Annotated in this window: 16 protein-coding genes; 3 read left to right on the top strand and 13 right to left on the bottom strand. The window is 58.8% G+C overall.

Annotation, left to right across the window (positions count from 1 at the left end):
* Positions 1–4: 4 nt before the first annotated feature.
* Positions 5–2,353, top strand: coding sequence for an arylsulfatase (locus tag JK176_RS06965; protein WP_211587201.1), 2,349 nt, complete (start codon positions 5–7; stop codon positions 2,351–2,353).
* Between the two features lie 29 nt (positions 2,354–2,382).
* Positions 2,383–3,804, top strand: coding sequence for an arylsulfatase (locus JK176_RS06960; RefSeq protein ID WP_249194307.1), 1,422 nt, complete (start codon positions 2,383–2,385; stop codon positions 3,802–3,804).
* 66 nt (positions 3,805–3,870) lie between these two features.
* Here the strand turns inward: JK176_RS06960 and JK176_RS06955 are convergent, their stop codons facing one another.
* The 9 genes from JK176_RS06955 to JK176_RS06915 form a co-directional block, all read right to left on the bottom strand.
* Entirely contained in the window at positions 3,871–5,628 is a 1,758-nt protein-coding gene (locus tag JK176_RS06955) for a dihydroxyacetone kinase family protein (RefSeq protein ID WP_211587200.1), read from the bottom strand.
* A gap of 36 nt (positions 5,629–5,664) precedes the next feature.
* Positions 5,665–6,684 (bottom strand): ABC transporter permease, encoded by a 1,020-nt coding sequence (locus tag JK176_RS06950; protein ID WP_211587199.1) that lies wholly within the window; start codon positions 6,682–6,684, stop codon positions 5,665–5,667.
* Entirely contained in the window at positions 6,674–8,179 is a 1,506-nt protein-coding gene (locus tag JK176_RS06945; RefSeq protein WP_211587198.1) for a sugar ABC transporter ATP-binding protein, read from the bottom strand. Before JK176_RS06945 ends, JK176_RS06950 begins: the two co-directional genes overlap by 11 nt.
* A 37-nt stretch (positions 8,180–8,216) precedes the next feature.
* Positions 8,217–9,149, bottom strand: a complete 933-nt coding sequence (locus JK176_RS06940; RefSeq protein WP_211587197.1) for a substrate-binding domain-containing protein — start codon at positions 9,147–9,149, stop codon at positions 8,217–8,219.
* 54 nt (positions 9,150–9,203) lie between these two features.
* Positions 9,204–9,686, bottom strand: a complete 483-nt coding sequence (locus JK176_RS06935) for an RpiB/LacA/LacB family sugar-phosphate isomerase (RefSeq protein WP_211587196.1) — start codon at positions 9,684–9,686, stop codon at positions 9,204–9,206.
* A gap of 35 nt (positions 9,687–9,721) precedes the next feature.
* A complete protein-coding gene (locus tag JK176_RS06930; RefSeq protein WP_211587195.1) occupies positions 9,722–10,531 on the bottom strand; it encodes a triose-phosphate isomerase in 810 nt (269 codons plus the stop codon).
* Positions 10,532–10,715: 184 nt separating this feature from the next.
* The gene (locus tag JK176_RS06925) at positions 10,716–11,699 is read right to left on the bottom strand and encodes a hypothetical protein (protein ID WP_211587194.1); all 984 of its coding nucleotides are present in this window, start codon (positions 11,697–11,699) and stop codon (positions 10,716–10,718) included.
* Positions 11,700–11,702: 3 nt separating this feature from the next.
* Positions 11,703–13,412 (bottom strand): glycerol-3-phosphate dehydrogenase/oxidase, encoded by a 1,710-nt coding sequence (locus JK176_RS06920; RefSeq protein ID WP_211587193.1) that lies wholly within the window; start codon positions 13,410–13,412, stop codon positions 11,703–11,705.
* On the bottom strand, positions 13,409–15,028 hold the full coding sequence (locus tag JK176_RS06915) for an FGGY-family carbohydrate kinase (protein WP_211587192.1): 1,620 nt from the start codon (positions 15,026–15,028) through the stop codon (positions 13,409–13,411). The genes JK176_RS06920 and JK176_RS06915 overlap by 4 nt, the downstream gene beginning before the upstream one ends.
* Before the next feature lie 342 nt (positions 15,029–15,370).
* On the opposite strand from JK176_RS06915, the gene JK176_RS06910 reads away from it, so the two are divergent.
* A complete protein-coding gene (locus tag JK176_RS06910; RefSeq protein WP_211587285.1) occupies positions 15,371–16,822 on the top strand; it encodes a phosphomannomutase in 1,452 nt (483 codons plus the stop codon).
* A 49-nt stretch (positions 16,823–16,871) separates the two neighbouring features.
* On the opposite strand, the gene JK176_RS06905 is transcribed toward JK176_RS06910, so the two are convergent.
* The 4 genes from JK176_RS06905 to JK176_RS06890 form a co-directional block, all read right to left on the bottom strand.
* Positions 16,872–17,837, bottom strand: a complete 966-nt coding sequence (locus tag JK176_RS06905) for a hypothetical protein (RefSeq protein WP_211587191.1) — start codon at positions 17,835–17,837, stop codon at positions 16,872–16,874.
* Between the two features lie 35 nt (positions 17,838–17,872).
* Entirely contained in the window at positions 17,873–18,748 is an 876-nt protein-coding gene (locus tag JK176_RS06900; protein ID WP_211587190.1) for a glycosyltransferase family 2 protein, read from the bottom strand.
* Position 18,749: 1 nt separating this feature from the next.
* A complete protein-coding gene (locus JK176_RS06895; RefSeq protein ID WP_249194305.1) occupies positions 18,750–19,700 on the bottom strand; it encodes a glycosyltransferase family 2 protein in 951 nt (316 codons plus the stop codon).
* Positions 19,701–20,143: 443 nt separating this feature from the next.
* Positions 20,144–21,232 (bottom strand): glycosyltransferase family 1 protein, encoded by a 1,089-nt coding sequence (locus JK176_RS06890; protein WP_249194303.1) that lies wholly within the window; start codon positions 21,230–21,232, stop codon positions 20,144–20,146.
* Between the last annotated feature and the right edge of the window lie 10 nt (positions 21,233–21,242).

Genomic DNA, 21,242 nt, shown 5'->3' with positions numbered 1-21,242 from the left:
GGTCATGAAAAGACAGACGTCTCTAGGCCTTCTTCTGGGCAGTACGCTTTTATGGGGCAGTATTGTGCAGCATGCCCGTGCCGCAGAGCCGTCCCAGGCGACGCAGGGCTGGCCGCAATCGCCACAGGCGCCCAGGGGGGCGCCGAATATTGTCGTGATTCTGATTGATGATGTCGGATTTGGTGCGACGAATGTTTTTGGTGGCCCGATTTCGACACCGGATTTTGCACGTCTGGCGGATGCTGGGCTGCGATATAACAATTTTCACGTCAATGCTTTGTGCTCCCCGTCGCGGGCCTCATTGCTGACAGGATATAATGACCGACAGGTGGGGTTTGGAAATATCGAGGAAGCGGCTTCGAAGCATCCGGGATATAATACCGTTCTGCCTGCGAACGTGACACCGGTTGCCGAAGTTCTCAAGGAGCACGGATATAATACGGCGGCGTTCGGGAAATGGCACAATACGCCTTACTGGCAGATCAGCGCGGCGGGGCCGTTTGATCTGTGGCCGACAGGGCGGTGGGGATTCGAACATTTCTACGGCTTCCTTGCCGCAGCGGACAACCAGTATTATCCGCGTCTTTACCGTGACCAGACCCCTGTTGAGCCGTCTTCCACGCCGGAACAGGGCTATTATTTCACGACCGACATCACCAACGAAGCCGTCCGCTGGCTGCATCAGCATGACGCCGTGGCGCACGATAAACCGTTCTTCCTTTATTATGCGACGGGTGCGACGCACGAGCCGCATCATGTGCCCAAGGCATGGATTGCGAAATATAAAGGGAAGTTCGATCAGGGCTGGGATGTTATCCGGCAGCAGAGCTTTGAGCGTCAGAAGGCGCTTGGCGTCATCCCGGCGAATGCGGAACTGACACCGCGCCCCTCCACCCTGCCTGCATGGGACAGTCTGTCTGCGGATGAAAAGAAGCTGCTCGCGCATCAGGCCGAGGTTTATGCCGCTTTTGCCGAAGAAACCGATCATGAAGTCGGACGGCTTCTGGCGACTCTGCGGGAGGAAGGCATTGCGGACAACACGCTTGTCTTGGAAGTGTTCGGGGATAATGGCGGGAGTGCCGAAGGCGGGTTTCTGGGGAGGGATGCGAAGACTGCGGAGGGCGGAACGCCGGATGTCAGGACGCGTCTGGCCAACAGTGATGCGCTGGGAAGCGAGTTGTATCTCAACCATTATGCCGCCGCATGGGCATGGGCGCTGACGTCTCCGTTTCAGGGCACGAAACAGGATGCCGCCCATCTGGGTGGGACGACGGACCCGCTGGTCATCTCCTGGCCCGCACGCATCCACGACACTCACGGAATACGGGGGCAGTTCGGACATCTGAACGATATTGCGCCAACGCTTTATGAAGCCGCCGGGATTACACCGCCGTCCCACACGGCGGGCGTTGAGCAACTCCCGCTTGAAGGCCGGAGCCTGCTTTATACGTTCGATCATCCCGACGCTCCGTCGCGGCATAAAGTGCAGTATTTCACCACGAGCGGAAATCTGGGCATCTATTCCGATGGATGGTGGGCCGGTCAGCTTGCTCAGGAAACATGGGAGGTGGGTGATAACCGCGTGTATCTGACCCGTGGGACACAGCCACAGACGCATCCGTGGGAGCTCTACAGGCTGAGCGATGACTACAGTCAGGCCCATGATCTGGCTGCGAAATATCCCGAAAAACTCAAAGAGCTTCAGGCGCTTTTCCAGCACGAGGCCAGCCGTAATCATGCAGATCCGCTCCGGCCTGGAGTTGACGCATATCCGCTTGGTACGGCGACAGGCCAGACGGTCTTTACATACCACTCTGGCGTGGATCGCGTAGGGCCGCGTTTTGCACCGGATTTGGGGCATGATCCGTATACGCTGAGTGCTGATGTCGATGTTCCTGCGGGCGGGGCGCAGGGGGTGATTTTCGCCGAGGGCGGGCGATATGGGGGTGTCACCCTTTATGTTTCGAAGGGGCGCCTTGTTTATGAAGCCAATGCAAATGGTGTGCGGACAGGACAGATCGTAACGTCTGCTCCTTTGGCGGCAGGACGGCGGCATATTGTCCTGACGGTCACACCGGAGCAGGAGCGGACAGCGGGTAAAAGCGATGCGGCAGCGGAGATGATCCGGCGCTGGGTGGGCGGGAAGCCGGTTCCCGCGACGGTAGGGCTTTCCGTGGACGGAGCTCCGGCCCGGCAGGCGCGTTTCAGCAACATCGCCCTGTCATCGCGCGAGACCCTCGATATCGGTCGTGATCTGGGGTCTGCCGTGAGCCCGGCCTATACGGTGCCCGCAGCATTTACGGGCAGTATCGACACGGTCACCCTCACGACTGCGCAGTCCTCCGGCCAATGAATCCCGTTCCATCACAGGAGGCGCAGGCCTTGATCCGTTCAATCCGTATGAACCGCCGGACACTCCTCGCCGGAACCGCAGCGCTCGGCACGGTGACTTTGGGGCTGTCGGAGGGGGCTGCACATGCAGCTTCCAAGGCAGTCTCGCGGGCGCCCAACATCATTTACATCATCGCGGATGACCTGGGTGTGTATGATCTGGGCTGTTACGGCCAGACCAGAATCCGCACACCGCATATCGACCGGATGGCGGCTCAGGGCATGAAGTTCACGCAGGCTTATGGTGGCGCGCCCATCTGCTCGCCTTCCCGCTGTGCGCTCATGACGGGGCGCCATATGGGACATGCGTCCATCCGAGACAATTTTGCGCTCGCCGGAGGCGTGGTCGGATACAAGGGGAAGGAACAGATCCGCAGGGCCAATCTGTTCGATAAGGAACCGACGGTCGCGTCCGTTCTGAAAGAGCAGGGATATGTGACGGGGCTGGTGGGGAAGTGGCATCTCGATGGTTACGATCCTGATGCCATCCCGACGCGGCACGGGTTTGATGAATTCCACGGATGGTTGACGCAGACGGAAAAGACGCAGGGCTATTTTCCGGAGAAATGGTACGACGGCACGACGTTGCAGGATGTCGCGGGAAATGCCGACGGAGGGCGGGCTGTCTACGAAACCGACATCGTGACGGGTCAGAGCTGCGACTTCATCAGGCGTCATCGCCAGAAGCCTTTTTTCCTGACGGTCGCCTATAATGCGCCGCATAGCCCGCATATTACGCCAGCCGAGGGGGATTATGCAGGAGAGCCCTGGGGCGCCCGGGAAAAGGCCTATGCGGCCATGATCGAATTTCTGGACGCTGGCGTCGGCAGTATTCTGCAAACGCTTGAAGCGTCCGGGCTGGACAATGATACGATCGTGTTTGTGTCGTCCGATCATGGGCCGAGATCCGAACCCACGGCGGAGCAGACGGAGGTTGTGACCTTCTTCAACTCTCATGGTCCGTTGCGGGGCTATAAACGCGAGCTTTACGAGGGCGGCATCCGTGTTCCGCTGATTGCGCGTTGGCCTTCACGGATCGCCGCGGGCACGACGAACGGGACACCCGTTTATCATCCCGATTTGCTGCCGACGGTTCTCGGGCTGGCAGGGCGCAGTGTTCCTGTGGTGACGGATGGTCGCGATCTGACGCCCGTTCTGCTGGGGCAGGGGGAGCTGCCGGAGCGACTGCTCTACTGGGAGACATATGAGCCGTCTTTCTGGCAGGCGGCGCGTCTGGGGAAATGGAAAATCGTGCGGCCTGTCGGATCGTCCCGGCTGGAGCTTTATGACCTGACGGCAGATCCGGGCGAAAAGCGTAATGTGGCCGACAGATATCCCGAGATTGTCCGTGAACTTTCCGCGCGGCTTGTGTCGGAACACAGGCCGTCGCGTGAATATCCGATCGCCCTTTAACCAACGAAAGGGAACACCGATCATCGTCTGCTACAGCAGAAGAGACGATGATCGGTGACTTTGCTGTCAGGCCCTGAGGTCGTGCAGCAGATCGTGTGCGTGCTGGGCAGCCATTCCGGCTTTCAGGTCCCTGCCAACGCTACGTACGCAGAGGGCGAGGGACAGGGCACCGGCATCGGGATGGCCCTTGCTCCGTTCGCCGTGCATTTTCGCCCGTCCCATCCGGGGCAACAGGTTGCGTGTGTCCTGCGCGGCCTGATAGGCGGCCTCAGCGCCTTCCATCCAGGCTTTGACAAGCTCATGGCCCGCGGCCAGTTCCCGCTCCAGCGTTTCCACAAACGGGACCAGCGCATCCACGAGTGTCTTGTCGCCGGGCTTGGCCCTGCCGAGCAGCATGATGCGTTCCATACTGTTGCGGGCTCCCTGAGAAAGCTGCTCGGCACTCGGCAGACGGCCGTCATCGAGCGCCGTGCTGAAGGCCCGCAGACCTTCCCCCCAGAGAGCGCCCGATGTGCCCCCGGCACGATCGGCCCAGGCATCGGCGGCCGTGGCCAGAACCGTGGCAGGGCCTGCACCAGCATTGGCCGCGTTACGGGCGGCGCGGGCGGACGCTGCGGACCCGCGCGCCATGCCCTGTCCATGGTCGCCATCGCCTGCAAGGGCATCGATATGGCCAAGGCTGGATTCCTCGGCGGCCAGCATTTTCGCCAGATTTTCCATGACATCCGCGACGCACGCGCCGCCCTGACGGCCCGCTGCGGTAGCGGAGCGCATATAGACGATCGTTGCCTCATCTTCGACGGCAAGGTCGGCCACGCCGTCCCCGACTAACTTGTCATGGCGCAGGGCTGCGGAATCCACTGGCGCACGCCAGTACTGCTCAAGATCTTTGTCGAGCCAAGTCAGGGTCAGGGAACAACCTGCCATGTCCAGACTTGTGACATATTCGCCCACCAGAGGGGCCACGAGGGTCAGTCCGGCGTTTTCGAACATTGGCGCCAGTGCGTTCCACAGCACGAAAAGCTCTTCCTGCTTGGTGCTGCCCAGACCATTCAGCAACACGGCTACACGGCGCGGGGCCTCGTGGGGAATTTCGGCCAGAAGGCGGTCGAACAGGGTTTTTGCCAGTGCTTCCGGGCTGGGGACGTCCTGTTCATCAATTCCCGGCTCACCGTGAACGCCAAGCCCTAGGGCCATGCGGTTTTTGGGGACTTCGAACAGTTTTTCAGTCTCGCCGGGCAGGGTGCAGCCATCGAAAGCCACGCCGAAGGTGCAAGTCTGACGGTTCACGCGATGCGCGACTTCCTCGACCTCATCGAGCGTCAGTCCGGCTTCGGCAGCGGCTCCGACGATCTTGAAAATCGGCAGGTCTCCCGCAATGCCCCGGCGGCGTTCGCGGGTGGAGGCGTCCGAACTGGCCACGTCATCGGCGGTTGCCAGAACGCGGACATCATAGCCTTCTTCGCGCAGACGGTCGGCGGCAATCCCGAAATTAAGCACATCGCCCGCGTAGTTGCCGTAGCCGAGGATGATCCCACCGCCGAGATCGGCCTGTCGGGCGATGCTCTTGATCGCCTGCGTGGAGGGCGATGCGAAAATGTCTCCTGCTACGGCGGCGTCGCCGAAGCCCTTGCCGACATAGCCTGCAAAGGCGGGATAATGGCCCGAACCGCCGCCCAGCACGACGGCGACTTTGCCTTTCGGGCCGGGCTTTGCCCGCAGAACGCCGCCACGGACGAGGCGCACAAGGTCATGATGGATCAGGCTGAACCCGCGAAGGGCCGACATTGCGAAATTGGATGCGTCGCCGCAGATCTTGGTCATGTGTTTTTCCTCCAGTCGTGTCCCGCAGCGGGACCGTCAGGCTGCATCACGGTTGAGGTAACGACGGGCCAGTGCGTCGAAGGAGATGGCGAGGACAACGATCCCGCCGCTGACGACCGACTGCCAGTAAGGCGAAATTCCGAACAGGACGATGATGTCTTCGATCATGCCGATGATGACTGCACCCAGAACCGCTCCGACCGGACTGCCGATGCCGCCCGTGGTTGCGACACCGCCAATAACGGCTGCGGCGATGGGTGCGAGAACCCATGTGTCACCGATGGAAGGCTGGGCCGTTCCCAGGCGGGCGACCATCAGGATCCCGGCAAGGGCGGACAGGAATCCGGCGAGGGCAAAAGCGCCCATACGGATGGCATTGACGCGGATGCCCAGCATCCGGGCGGCGTCCGGGTTGCTGCCGATCGCGTAAATGTAGCGGCCGACGGGCGTGCGGAACATGACAAACGCCACAACCGCCAGACACACCAGGAGCACGACGAACGGCACGGGAACGCCCATGACGAGTCCACGTCCGAGAAAGGAGATGTCACGGGGGATGCCCGTAATGGCCACGCCTTTGGTCGCAACGAGGTTGGCGCCGCCATAAACGCCGGCCATACCGATTGTCAGCACCAGCGAGTGCAGGCGGAGCTGCGTAATGAGCGCTCCGTTCAGCAACCCGCACCCGGCTCCCATCAGCAGGCACAGCCCGAGCGAAAGCCACGGGTTCAGCCCAAGTTGCACCATTAAGATGCCGCCGACCACGCCCGCCAGACCGCCAATGGCACCAACGGACAGGTCGAGCTCGCCCAGGATCATGAGAACGGACTGTCCGATTGTGACCAGCCCGACAAAGGCCAGCGCACGCGCGATGATCATCATGTTGAAGGACGTCAGGAAGTGCGGCGACAGCGCACAGGACGTCCCGAAAATGATGACGAGCGCGGCGATGACGCCGCCCAGCGGATTGCCGACCAGACGCGACACCAGAGCCTTCATGGGCGGCAGTTTCGGTGGCTTGGAGGGCGCGGCGGGGAGGGTGGTTTCAAGCGACATGACGGGTCTCCGGGGCGCCGATGATCGCGCCGACAAGCGTGTTGACGTCGGTGGTGGCCTGATCGAACGAACCCGTGATCCGGCCGGAATACATGGTGATGATCCGCGAGGCGCAGCGCTGAAGCTCGGTCATTTCGGACGAGACGAGGATGATCCCCACGCCTTCTTCGGCAAGCTGCTGCATGATGCGGTAAATCTGGAATTTAGTTCCGATATCGATCCCTTTGGTGGGCTCGTCGAAAATCAGGACGCGAGGTCTGCGGGCCATCGCGCGTCCGATGATCGCCTTCTGCTGGTTGCCGCCTGACAGATGAACGATTTTTTTGGACGCGGAGGACGTCCGGACGTCGAACTGCTGGATCGTCTCCGCCACGACGTCATTTTCACGCCGGGAGGAAATGATGCCGCCGCGCTTCATGCGATCCAGAACCGAGAGGCTGATATTTTCCCGCACGCTGAGCAGCGGGAAAATGCCGTGATGTTTGCGCTCTTCGGAGAGGTAAACCATCCCCATCGCGACGGCACGGTCCGTGCGGCCACGGGGGATTTCTTCTCCGTCGAGGAAGCAGTGGCCGGATGTCGCCCGATGATAGCCGAAAATCGTCTGCATCAGTTCGGAGCGGCCCGCGCCGACAAGCCCCGCAAATCCAAGGATCTCGCCCCGGCGCAGGGTGAAGGATGCGTCCGTAAACCCCGGTCCCGAAATTTGTTTAGCGCTCAAGATCGTGTCGTTTTCGCTAACGGCGAAACGCGGCTGGAACTTCTCTTCCAGTGAGACAGAACTGCCGGACATGAGCTGGATCAGGTGTCCTTCCGTCATGCCCTGCATGGGGTAGGTGCCGACGCTGCGGCCATTGCGCAGAACCGTTACCGTGTCGCCCAGCTCAAAGATTTCTTCCATCTTGTGGGAGACAAACACGATCGCGCAGCCGTCATCGCGCAATCTGCGGATGATCCGGAACAGATGCTCGGTTTCGTTCGCCGTCAGCGAGGAGGTTGGTTCATCAAGGATGAGAACCCTGAATTCCTCACGGCAGGCCGCGCGCGCGATCTGCAGAAGCTGCTGGTCCGGCACGCTGATTCGGTTCACCAGATGGCCTGGTTTTGCATGAATTCCGAAGCGCTGGATGAGGTCTGCCGCAGCCTTTTCCATGGCACGCCGCGAGACCGTCAGATGGCCGAACCCGGAGCGGTCGAACGGCATGAACATGTTCTCGGCCACCGTCATGGAACCAAAAAGGCTCAGCTCCTGCGGGACATAGGCGACTTTCGTAAACAGGGTGCGGTCCGCCAGCGCGTCTCCGCCTTCGATCAGGACGCGGCCCTCATCGGGGGCGACGAGGCCGGTCAGGACCTTGATCAGGGTGGATTTTCCGGCACCGTTTTCGCCCGCGAGAATATGGATTCTCCCCGGCTCCAGCGTCAGATCCACATGATCGAGCGCGACCACGCCGGGATAGGTCTTCCGTACGGCTTCGATCTGAAGAATTGTCATGGTCGTGTTTCCCTTGTCCTGATCGTACGGCAAGATGTCAGAGGGTTTTGCTGGTCAAAAGATCAATTCCGGTATCGATATATTTAGGTGTCTTCTGTCCCATGGCTTTCTGCCAGGCGGAGATGACGGCCCAGTAACCCTGCATTTCGGGGCGGCTGGAGGCGGAAGATTCCGCTACGCCGTCCTTAATGAGCTGGATCATGTCATTGAGGTTGTCGAGGCCGACTTCCTTGACTTTGCCGGTCTTGCCGCCCTCACGGATGGCCTGTCCGATGCCCACCGGTCCGGAGGCATCGCAGGCGACCCAGCCCACCAGGTCCGGATGGGCCTGCATGATGGCGGAAGCCTGTTTCTGTGCGGTTTCGATGCTGTCATTGTCGATCCCCGTCGCGACGACTTTCATGTCGGGGTATTTCGCAAAGACCTTCTTTTCACACTCGGCCCGAAGCGTATGGTTCGGAGCCGTCGGCACGCCCATCATGATGGCAACCTCACCCTTCTTGCCAACAAGGTTCGCCAGCCGCTCGGCCGCCATAGTGCCCTGTTCGCAGAAATCCGCGCCGACGGCCGTGATGTCCATGCCTTCGGGAGGCAGGGAGTCGAACACCGTCATCGGGATTTTCTGGTCCGCTGCTTCGTCCATGGCGGCGCGATTGCCCTTCTCATCCAGCAGATCGAGGATCAGGCCATCAGGATGGGTCGCGACAGCGCGTTCGATAATGTCGTTCTGAGAAGACACATCCGCCGTCTGTGGCGCGCGATATTCGATCTCGACCGGGCGGCCCGTCGCTTTGGTGATCATGTCGCCAGCGGCCTTCGCCCCTGTCATGGCTTTGTCAAACCACGGATGGACCGTTTTGGGGATCAGAACGAAATGCAGGGGCGCGCCACTCTCCGCCGCACAGGCGACGCCGGAGGACAGAGCTGGCGCAGCCGCCAGCATTGCGGCAAAAGCGAATGCCGTTTTCATAACTCTGTTCTTTCGAAGATCAGCCAGAACCTGTTCGGGCTGAAGGTTTTTATTTCAGCAGCTCATGTCCGCGGAGACGGGTTGCCGGTATTTCCTGCCGAGTGCATCAATTCCGGCAATATTGCGCGCCGATGCACTTTTGGGATCGAAGGTGCAGGCCAGCCAGGCTTCCACGATCGACTTCGCCACTTCCGGCCCGATCACCCGCGCGCCCATGGTGATGATATGCGCGTTGTTCGACAGGGCCGCGCGTTCGGCGGAATAGGTGTCATGGGTCAGCGCCGCCCGGATGCCGGGAATTTTGTTGGCGGAAATGCACACGCCAATTCCGGTTCCACAGCACAGAATGCCCCGGTCGAATTCACCGCTCAGAACCGCCAGCGATACGCGCTCGCTCAGTTCGGAATACAGTTCGACCCGTTCATCTTCGGGATGGGACATGTCGACGACGACATGTCGTCCAAGCGTCGAGAGATGCTGGGTCAGAAGTCTCGCCAGACCTTCGCCGGCGCTGTCTCCACCAATGGCAATACGCATGGTCATTTTTCCTGTTCTTGCGCTCAGGCGACCGTTCAGGCCGCTATTTTGTCCGAAACCAGATCACGCACACTGTCGATGAGGGCCATGAAGTCCGTCGCCTTCCAGGCCGCCCGCCCGATGAACACACCATCCACATCCGCAAGTCCGACATAGCTGCGGATGTTGTCCCGCGAGACGCTGCCGCCATAAAGTAGCGGGATGCGTGCGCCCTCCGCACCTGCGAGATCCTGCACGACGCGCCGAAGCCGGGTGTGAACATCCGAAACGAAGTCTGCGTCCGCCGGGCGGCCGGAAGCTCCGATGGCCCAGACCGGCTCATAGGCAATCAGGACATTCGCCAGATCTTTCCGCGTCACACCATGCAGTGCGATTTTGGTCTGCCGGGCCAGCGTTTCGTGCGAGACACCAAACTCGTACTCGTTCAGCGTATCGCCGATGCAGACGAGCGGGCGTAACCCGTGGCGGAGGGCTGCATGAACCTTCAGGTTCACCGTCCAGTCCGTCTCGCCGAAATGCTGGCGACGTTCGGAGTGGCCGATCTCCACCATCGAAGCGCCGCAGCCCCGGATCATTTCCGGTGAAACTTCGCCCGTCCAGGAACCGCTGTCTTCCCAGTGCATGTTCTGCGCGCCCACCATCAGGGCGCTGTCTTCGAGCACGGTGCAGACATCCTTCAGGGACGTGAACGGCGGGATGACGAAAGGCTGGATCCCCTGTGGCGGAACAAATCCTTCAAGGGCCTGCGCTGAAGCGATGGCTTCGGCTGGTCCCTTGTTCATCTTCCAGCTCGTTCCGATCCAGACCTGATCCATTTCTGACCTTCCGAGAGGCTGAATGTTCATCCCGATTCTCCGTGTTGCAGAACGGCATATGTTAGCTTGAACGTTAAAGCATAACATAAGAGAGTTACCAATACCAAAAGTAACGATACAAAATTTAGGAAGTTCAGAAGAAAAATCCTCTTTGAGAGCGATTTTCTTCTGAATTTTTGGGAAATTCACCCTGCTTTATCATCACATAAAAATGTTACGCTGCGCGCTCCAGCAGGACGGCTTCGGTCACGACACTATCCAGATCCGCCTCTCTGAGGGGCGGTACGCCCTGAGCGCCCAGTTTTTCATGATACAGATGCGTTGCTTCTTTCGCCGACAGCGCGCCGTCGGTCACGCTGCGCATGGCCTCGATCAGTAAAAGTGGGTCATCCGCATCCACGATCTTGCGGCCGAAAAGCGCTGCGCGCGCACCACAGCACTGTGCCTGATGGATCAGTTCCAGACAGTCGCGCGTTGTTCCGCTACTGCCCCCCATGATGCCCACGATTACGGAAGGGTCGAACGCACAGAGTTCGCTCAGGGCGTCCGCGCCATTGAAGGGTACCTTGAGGAAAACGGGGCGTTCTTCACGCCGCAAACCTGCCAGACAGCGGACGATCATGTCGTTCAGATAAAAGCCGCGGTCCGCCTGTGCGATCCGGCCTTCATTGGGATTGAAGACCTCAAGGAAATACGAAAAGCGGCTTTCTTCGGCTTCTTCCCGAAAGCGGGCGAATTCTTCCAGCGCAAAGCTGTCCTGCTCGGCGTCGCCGTTGAAGGTCATGGAATACAGGCCAAGGCTGGTCTGCGCTTTTTTCAGAGATGCCGAACGAAACGGGACGGATTTCTGGGACTGGTAGGACCCACCCCGTCCGCGCCACAGATCCGTCGTGTCATTGGCCCGGATCGCGGACTGGATCCGGGTTCCGGCAAAACCGTCTTCCGCGATCAGGGTCTCCAGAATGGAGGCTGACGTCAGCATGATGTCCACGATGTTCTGCTGAAGGATGCTGTGGATCACGTCAACATATTCGCGGCGCGTCCGGAAACGGGAATGACCCTGTTTGGGGTCGCGACTCAGGCCCGTGGCGCTGATGCCCGCGGCCATGTCGGAATCCTTGGCATCTGCGAGAATGAAATCCGTACGGTCGTCCTGACCGGCCAGCATGCGCGCGATTTTTTCTTCGTAACGGTTCATGGTTCAGGCTCTCAGGGCTGTCTGTGAGGGGGAGGTGTCGGGGAGGTTGCCCTTCAGGTTGTGGCGCTCCTGCGCTTCTTTCCAAGCGGCGCGGCACTGCCGGTCTGTTTCCTGCGCGTTCCATCCCAGAGCTGCACCCACGACACCGCCCACCTCGAGAACGACGTCGGGTGTGAGGAGGCCGCTCAGGGCAATTGGCGTTCGGCGAAAGAGAACATCGGAAAGGGTGCGGACCAGTTCTTCCGAAGCGATGAAGGCCAGTTCGCGCCGTGTGTAGGTCGGGAGTGTCCGCAATGGCGCGTCGGCTTCCTTCTGGCAGAACGTCGCAAAAGCGCGGGCGCGCGATCCGTACCGCTCCAGCAGAACTCCGGCCCTCTGGCGCGGCATGCCATAGGTTACGAAAAACTCGTCCAGATACGCGGAATAGCGCTCCGGTGCCGGATAATCGCGGCCGCCGCCAATCGGGAAAGTCTTTGTGGAGAGGTGCCGTGCAGCGCCCAGCGTTTCAAGCAGCCGGTCTGCAACCTCTTCGGCCAGCCCACGGAATGTCGTCCATTTCCCGCCAACCAGTGACAGGAGGGGCGTGTCTCCAATCCGGTTTTCATGCACGATATGATCGCGGCTGATGGCTCCGGGATCGGACGCATCGGTCGCGGGGAGGGGGCGGACGCCACTGTAGCGGTAAACCACGTCGTCGGCGCTGAAGCTGAAGCCGGGGAACAGGTCCGCGACCATCCGCAGCATGTACTCCTGTTCGTCGTCGGTGCAGGTGGCGGTATCGGGATCTTCGATCCGGATATCCGTTGAGCCGACCAGAACGTGACCGTAAAACGGATAGGCCAGACAGATCCGCCCGTCCGGCGTTCCGAAATACATCATGCGTCCTTTGAGTTCGCGCAGCAGCCCGTCGTGCCGCAACAGCAAATGCGAGCCCTTCGTGCCGCCGATATAACGCGTCGTCTGGCCGAGGACGGCATTGATGCGATCGATCCACGCGCCTCCCGCATTCACAAGCGCCCGCGCCCGGACGTTGCGTGTCTCTCCGGTCATGCTGTCCCTAAGGCGCAGAATACCATCGGCAAATGAAACCGGAACGGTATAGGTCGCAACCCCGCAGCCGGTCCCGACATTTAGGCCGTCCTGCACACATTCATAACCAAGCCGCTCGGGCTGGGTGATGGCTGCGTCATAATATTGTGCGGTGGCGAGAATGTCCGTCGCCATATGCGGCCATTCTTCCCGCGTTCTGCGATTGAGGAAGAGGCTGTGTCGCGGCATGACACGCGCGCGGCGTCCCAGGAAATCATAGATCTGAAGCCCGGCTTCCAGCACCAGAGCCCCCCGGTCGGTCATTTTTCCGCCCAGACGCAGGAACTTCCTTAGGGAAGGGACGATGCCGCCGAACCAGGAGCGGATTGGCAGAACCGTTGGCAGGGGTTTGACCACATGCGGTGCATTCCGCAGCAGAAGATTGCGCTCCAAAGTGGACTGCGCGACCAGACGGAATTCACCCGTCTCGAGATATTTAATGCCGCCATGAATCAGCCGGGAGGGCGCGCAGGAGGCACCGGAACAGATGTCGCTCCGGTCAACAAGCAGGACGCGCAGATCCTGTAGGGCCAGTTCGCGAAATAGTCCGGCTCCGTTGATACCGGCCCCGATGATGACGACATCGAACTCCGCATTCTCGCGGATATCTTTCAGTCCGCTCATGGCCGAACTCCCTGCGTTATGGTGCCGGCCATCGCGTAGTTCAGAACCGGCCCGGCCTCCACGAGATCGTTTTCGCGGGACCGCTCCGCCACGGCAGGCTTCAGAGAGGACGTTCCGCCATCATAAAGATCTGACCAGAACGGCCTCATGGCCTGCGTCAGGGCGACATAGCGGCGATAAATTCCCTCATAAACCCGTTCGCGTTCCGCTTGCGGCCTGTAGGTATGCATCGGCACGTCCTGCGCGGCCACGGCATCCTCAAGGTTTGCGTACAACCCTACGGAAACGCTCGCCGTCAGGGCCGCGCCCAAAGCTCCGGCTTCGCGGACTTCGGGGATGCGGACAGGCATGCCCAGAATATCCGCGAACATCTGAGCGATGGCAGGCTGTCCGCTTCCACCTCCCGAAATTCCGATCCTGCGGACGGGTCCGGTCTGTTTGAGGGCATCGACATGTTCGCGATGATTGAAGACAGTGCCTTCCACCATTGCCTGAAACAGGTCCGCCCGGTCGTGCCAGGACTGCACACCGAACAGGGACGCGCTGGCGGGGGCGTCATAGGGCGAGCCGAACAGGAACGGGTGATACAGCGGAACCGCAGGACGGGCTCCCGGCTGGGACAAGCGCGCTTCTATTTCCGCAGAAAGAACACGGGCAGCGTCCTGATCGCCGGGCATGAGGATTTTTGCCAGCCATTCGAGATTGCTCGAAGATGCTGGAGAAATCGCCATGCAGTTCCACAACCCGCGGCGATATCCCGCACGGCAGGCCCAGCCTTCCCCGACGACAGGGCGGTCACGGAAAACCTCGTTGATCGAAAAGGTCCCAGCCGTGATCGACAGATCGCCCGCTCTGGTATGGCCTAGACCGACCGCCGCGGCCGTCACATCATGCAACCCGACCGAAACGGGCGTTCCGGCTCTAAGTCCTGTCAGGGCTGCGGCTTCGGCAGTCACAACGCCACCCTGCTCACAGGAGAGGCGCATTTCCGGCAGCGCGTTCCGAATGTCCGCAAGGCCGAGAACATCCAGCAGGTCGTCGCTGTAATCCTGCGTGTACAGATCGGTAAAAGACGTGCTGGCCTCGGTCAGATCCGTCGCGATTTCACCCGTCAGGCAGTAACGGATCCAGTCCTTGGCAAAAATCACGGAGCCGATTGCCTGATACCGTTCCGGTTCGTTGTCCCGGATCCAGGCAAGAAGTGTGTTGGCCGAATAGACGTACGGACGCTGCCCCGCGATCGGGAGCGTTAGATCGGAAATGCCGTCACGCTTCCATCGCTCGTGAATGGCCGTCGCCCGGCTGTCGAGCGACATGATACCCCGACCAAGCGGATTTCTTGAGCGGTCAAGTAGAAAAACACCATCCCCGTGCGCGGTGACACCGACAGAGGCAATGGCATTTCCGTCCAGCCCCGCGGTGCTCAGCGCATCGCGAATGGACCCAATAACGGCCTGCCACGCTTCGTGCATATCGCGCTCGACATGGTGCGGGCGCTCCATGTGCTGTGCGACACGGCGTCGCCCTGTTCCGACGATGGCCCCTGTGGACGAAAACACAACGGCTTTGGTCGTGGTGGAACCGCTATCGATTCCGATGATGAAATCCCGGCGCATTTCTGGCCCTCCAGACGGCTTCAGTGTCAGGGACACTCAAATTCGAAGGACAGCCATATCACCGATTGCGAGATATAGAACACATATATCTGTGATATTTTAAGATTTAGTGTGACTTATCACGCTGATGCCCCGATGACGGGCCAGAAATCTGATCTGGTTCGGATAACCTGCACGGTTGTCATCGCAGCAACCCTCAGCCATAAAAACAGGGAATGCTTCTTCTTGAGTGGATGCAAAAAGAAGCGCGTCATACTGCTCGCAATCAGGCACTGACATGTCCATCCATCGCCTGTTTTTCTAACTGTTTGGGACTGATTACATATGAAAATAGCTGACTGGATGGTGGAATCAGGCGTTGCGTTTGGAACGAGCGGCGCGCGTGGGCTTGTGACGTCCATGACGGATGCTGTCTGTTTTGCGTATACCGTCGGCTATCTCAAACATTTACAGACACTGGGTGAGTTCACTCCCGGCACATCCGTCGCCATCGCGGGAGACCTGCGGCCGAGTACGCCGCGTATTCTGCGTGCCTGTGCGGCTGCCATTCTTTGGATGGAAGGCCAGCCGGTAAACTGCGGTTTTGTGCCGACGCCTGCGTTGAGCCTCTATGCGTTTGGCAGGGGCATTCCGTCCCTCATGGTGACGGGAAGCCATATTCCGGACGACCGGAACGGCATCAAGTTCAACCGCGCGCACGGCGAATTTCTCAAAAGCGACGAAGCTGCCATGCGGCATGAGGACGTCACACTTCCGGATGGCTGGTTCGATGAGCACGGCGCGCTAAAAATTGACGTCGCAGTTCCGCCTCTGACTGATGTGCTGCCGGAATATGTCGCCAGATATGTCGATTTCTTCGGCCCGACAGCGCTCTCGGGTCTGAAACTCGGGATCTATCAGCATTCCGCTGTAGGCCGGGACGTTCTGGTGTCCGTCGTCGAAGCCCTCGGGGGGGAAGCGCATCCTTTGGGGCGCTCGGACGTGTTCGTTTCGGTCGATACGGAAGCCGTGCGCCCGGAAGACGTTGTTCTCGCACGGGACTGGACGCAGACTGGACAGTTCGATGCGATCCTCACGACGGATGGCGATTCCGATCGACCGCTGTTGGCGGATCAGAACGGTCGCTGGCTCCGGGGGGATGTACTAGGCATTCTCGCGGCCCGCAAACTTGGCGCCGTTTCCGTCACAACGCCTGTCAGCAGCAATACGGCGCTGGAAGCGTCAGGCGTTGCGCCCTTCGTTCAAAGAACGCGCATTGGCTCGCCGTTTGTTGTGTCAGGCATGACGGAGGCTGTGGAGAAGGGAAATGTTCCGTCCGTTGGTTATGAGGCCAATGGGGGCTTTCTGCTCGCCAGCGATATCGAGCATGACGGCCGACGTCTCGTGGCTTTGCCGACGCGCGATGCCGTCCTGCCGATGCTCTGTGCGCTGGTTTCGGTCAGAAGCGGGCAGAGCGGGCTTGCGGAGCTGCTTGAAACACTTCCGCCCCGCTTCACGGTGAGCGACCGTCTGAAAGATGTCCCGACAGAGCAAAGCAAGGCCCGTCTGGCCCTCCTGCGCGCAGATGTTCCGGCTGTGAGCGGCGCTTTGGGCTTCGTGGAGGCCTGTGGGCCTGTCGCGACCGTCGATGAGACGGACGGTATCCGGATGACGTTCGAACGTGGCGACATCATTCATCTGCGGCCATCCGGGAATGCGCCGGAATTGCGGGTATATGTTGAGTCGGCGACCTCCGAACGGGCCGAAGAACTCCTGACACTGGCTCTTGAATCTGTCAGACGCTGGATGGCGTAGGCGACAGCCCCCTGATCAGGCTTTGCACCTCATCAGGGGCTTTGTCTGATCAGTGAGGGTTGAACGCCGGAAAGGCGGGACCATAAACGGCGGCAGGGCCATTCATGATGCCGATCTTTCCGCGGACCCCATAAGTCTGGGCTGGAAACTGGATGGTGCTGTAGGGACTGTCGCTCTGGACCCAGTAATCACTGCTGGCCTTGCCGCCGGACTGGTTGACAAGAATGATCGATCCGGTGGTCATGTAAAGAGAACCTGCTGGTTTTCCGACCAAGGCGTGCAACCGGATCGGAGGCGTCTGCGGAGGAGCAAGTTCGATATGCCCGTCAAACGTCCACGGACCGGAAATGAAGGCGGTTGTCGCGTTATAATCGAGACGTGATGCGAGCCAGTCCAACTCCATGCCGCCTTCATCATCGACGCCGAGTGTGTTGTTGAAAACATTGACGTCTTCCAACGCAATCCGTTCACCGGCATCCGAGGGGTTGGGAATGGTATAGATCCCCGTCGCGTTATTATGGATCTGAACATGCGAGAGACCGAAAACATAGGCATGGTTTCCGAAAGTCAGTCCCCGCCGAAAGCCTGAAATGGAGACGTTTTCCAGCGTAATTGCAGCGGCACGAATGTTATCATCATCTTTGTTGTCCAGAACGATTCCGTCTGCTTTGGACTGACCGGTCAGAACAAGATGATCAATGCTGTTAGAGGCAGTATCGTAACTTTCCGGCTGCCCTTTACCATCTGATGAGACAAGGATTGCAGGCTGCCCATCGGGAAGGCTGGAGGCGTCCAATACGCCATTGGTCAGAGTTGTCGTAAGCGGATTGAGGTGCAGGGTGTTCTGAAGTCTGTAAACGCGCCCGTTCAGATCGACCCGACAATGGGCTGGCCATGCGGGACAGGCTGCGATCATCGCGGCAGGATCATTCGGACGGGCAATGGCAGGAGAAGTGGAAATCGACACTGCCACCATGCTAGCGACCGCGAGGATCTTCAGTGAGTGAACTTGCATGGCGGTATGTCTTTCCCACTTGTAAAAAACGTCTGTCAGGAAAGAATTTTTCCTGCACTATGCCGGGCTGCCTCACTGGCCGCTTGGCAGAAATATCCAGACAATCGCCCCTGAAGCATCTTGAAATAATAGGCTGTCATTTCAGATCGTCTGCGAATGATGCTGAGACAGATCCCTCCGAAGGGGCGGATAAAGAATGTCATGACTGTTTTCAGGGCTGCACGGTTCTTGCGAAGGACATACCCCATCCCAATGCCATAGTCATAGGCGCGTTCACGGTTGAGAGTGGGCGGTTTGTCCATATGGCGGACCAGAAGGGCGCGATCGTGATACCCTTTCGATCCTACCGCCATCAGGCGGAGGGCAAGGTCAGGGCCCTCTGCAGACCCAAATGGGGCTCCAATCCCCAGATCTTCATCGAACCCATTGATTTTTTCAAACGTGTTGCGCGGCATGAAAAAATTGAACTCGATTAGCCCGGTCCAGATGTTATGCTTATTCAGGTTCTGGCTTTTTCTTAGCCAGCGCCCCATGGCTGTGGGGGCGCCGTCCAGATTGAGCACGGCACCAGTAATGAAGCCTGTATCATCTGTTTTGCGGAAATAGGCGTTCACCCGTTCCAGCGTGTCGGGCTCGTAAATGCAATCGTCGTCCGGAAAGGCTATGAGGTCGCCCACTGCGAGGTTTGCGCCAAAATTGCGAGCATAACGCAGTCCGTTGATCTCGGGGCGAAGGTGTTTCAAAGGCCATTTGGCGCTGTATCGAGCGACAAGATCTTCGTAGATGTCCGATTGACTCTGATCGACCAGAATGACTTCGAAATCTTTGAACGTCTGCTTCTCTAACCCCTGCATGAAGGCCTCGACTTCGGCAGGGCGGGCCAGAGTCGAGACAACCAAGGAGAATCGCATCTCAGGAAGCCTTTTTATTTGAATGAAGTTTTGCAGCTCGTTCTGGCGTAATGCGGTTCCTCAGCAGGTCGCCAAGTCCGATCAGATTGCCTAGCAAACGGCCTTTGCGGTCGATGTAATATTCTGGTCTGAATGATTTCAGGGTGTTAATAACGAGATGCCGCCCTGCGCTTTTCAGGGCGTTGGACCAAGGATACGTTCCTTTCTGAGCCAGATAAATGCAATTGATGATCTGGGAGTAACCTAGCCGCAGTTCGGAGCCTTTCCCGGTCTTGTTTCCAAGATGCACACCTTGTGCGCTGTTGACCTTGACGACCCGGCCATGAGGCAGAAGAGAGCGGGAAAAATCTATGTCTTCATACCAGGAATAGAGAGGGAGTCTTTCATCGAAGCGCGCGCCAAGACGTTTTATGGCGGCACAACGAAACGCCATGTTGCAGCCATAAGTGTTGAAAGCATCTTCGATTTTAGAAACTGCCGCTGTGTCAGCCTGGGCATTCAGACGGTTTGCATCTTCAATCAGCAGACCGGGCCCTTGTGCGCCATCCGCCAGAACGTGTCCTGTTGCGCCCAGAATATTGGGATTGTCACGAAATGCTTCGATGATACGGGCGATATATGTTGGGTGGGGAAAAAAATCGTCATCGAAAAACAGGACGATATCTTCGTCTTTAAGGCGGTCAAGGATGACATTGCGCTGAACGGCAGCTCCCTGATGCCCGGTAACGAATTCGACTGAAGCCATGTCCCGAAGTGTCTGGGGAATAGCGGAAATATCGTCCGGTTTGGCGTAACTGATGATGATTCTGTGTGGTTTGACCGTTTGATGAGCCAGTTGACGCACGAGTTCGGCCAGAATTGTTGGACGGCTACTGGTGGCGATACCCACGACGACCTGCATTTTTTCTGTAAAAAGCACAGTCTCTTCAGTGTTCGTGGGTGTCGGCTGCATCTGTCGGTTGTCCTCATGAGAACCGTGAGGGCAGAGGAGGTCTGCCGAGGGCATCTGGGTTGTATCGGGGGTCATGAATTAATTCGATCCGACGTTTACAATACGGTTGCCACGCTGTTGCGCTAGGGAGACGAGCACGTCGCGGGCTTTTGTAGCGTGTGTCATATCGAGGTAAACGGAACATGAATGATCGTTGTTACGGATTGTCAGATTGTAGCGACTATTGACGATTGTTATGAAACGACTGTTGGCATTCCATAGAGCCATATGGCTAAGTGCGGATGTAGGAACCGGATCAGACGCGAAAAGGCGTTTCGAGGCTCCATCCATGACTGTGCACCATAAGACCATCTTTCTTGGGGAAAGGCCTGCGCTCTCGTCCTGTCCACAGGCAGGTACGATGGCAGCGATGCCAATCATTATCGCCAATAGGCGGGAAGCTGTCAGCATTTGGCAGATTCCTCGCGCATGATGTCTAGGAGCTGTCTTGCGGCGATCGTCCAGTGGTATTTTTGAACCTGTTCGTAACCCGCGCGGCGAAGGTCATTGGCGCGCTCGTGATTGTCGAGCAATTCAATGACACGCGCCGTCAGATCGGCGGGGGCTCGGCCGAACAGGGCGGCCTGACCGCATACTTCGCGCAAGACGGGAATATCGCGTGCAACAACTGGACAACCGGCTGCCATAGCTTCTACGGGCGGGAGGCCGAAACCTTCATAGATGGACGGAAAGACAAAACACGCGGCTTCGCTGTAGAGCGCGTGCAGTTCCGCATCCGTGACCCTGCCGACATAGGCTGCGTGTTGCAGATCAGGAGCGCCTGCGCTGAAAACGCGTCCGTTCATTCCACCGCTGATGACGAGTTTGATCCCGCGCTGACCCAGCGTTGCGGCCAGGTGATCAAGGGCTGCAAAATCTTTGTGAGGTGCTTTGTTGCCAACTGCCAGAACGTATTTTCCGCTTTCCAGACCATGGGTCTCTAAAACGGATCTGTCCGCCGCAATACGGGTGGCATGATCCGCACCCTCGGTGATGACGCTGATACGTGCAGGATCGATCTTTAAATGACGTGCGATGTCATTTCTGGAAAACTCTGAGACCGTAACGATGCGTGTTTTGCCCATCGCCAGAAGGCGATGCAAAATCTTGTAATAGGCGCGAAACTGACGCGAGTAAGACTGTGGCGTTGAAAAGACACCGGCATCATGAATGACAACTAGCTGTCGACTATGCCGCGATGACAGACGAAGAGGGGCCGTATTGCCCAGATTCACGAGTAAACCTGATGCTGCGGCTTTTGGCAGATCAATCTGTTCCCAGATCTGTCCCTGGAACCGGCCACAGGAACGTGCAGGAAAACCAAGATCGACAGACACTGAAGTCCCGGGATTTGTCCGGGGTGTCAGGAGTTCTGGATGTGGCAGATCTGCAGGCCAGATTTCCGAAAGGGCACGCGTAATTTCCGTCGCAAAACGCTGAACGCCACTGAGCGACTGGACGGAAAAGCGTCCGTTAAGGAAAAATTTGCTCATTGGAGAAACA

Source organism: Gluconobacter sp. Dm-73, assembly GCF_018256215.1.
GTDB classification, from domain to species: domain Bacteria; phylum Pseudomonadota; class Alphaproteobacteria; order Acetobacterales; family Acetobacteraceae; genus Gluconobacter; species Gluconobacter cadivus.
This window is presented reverse-complemented; position numbering and strand designations above follow the sequence as displayed.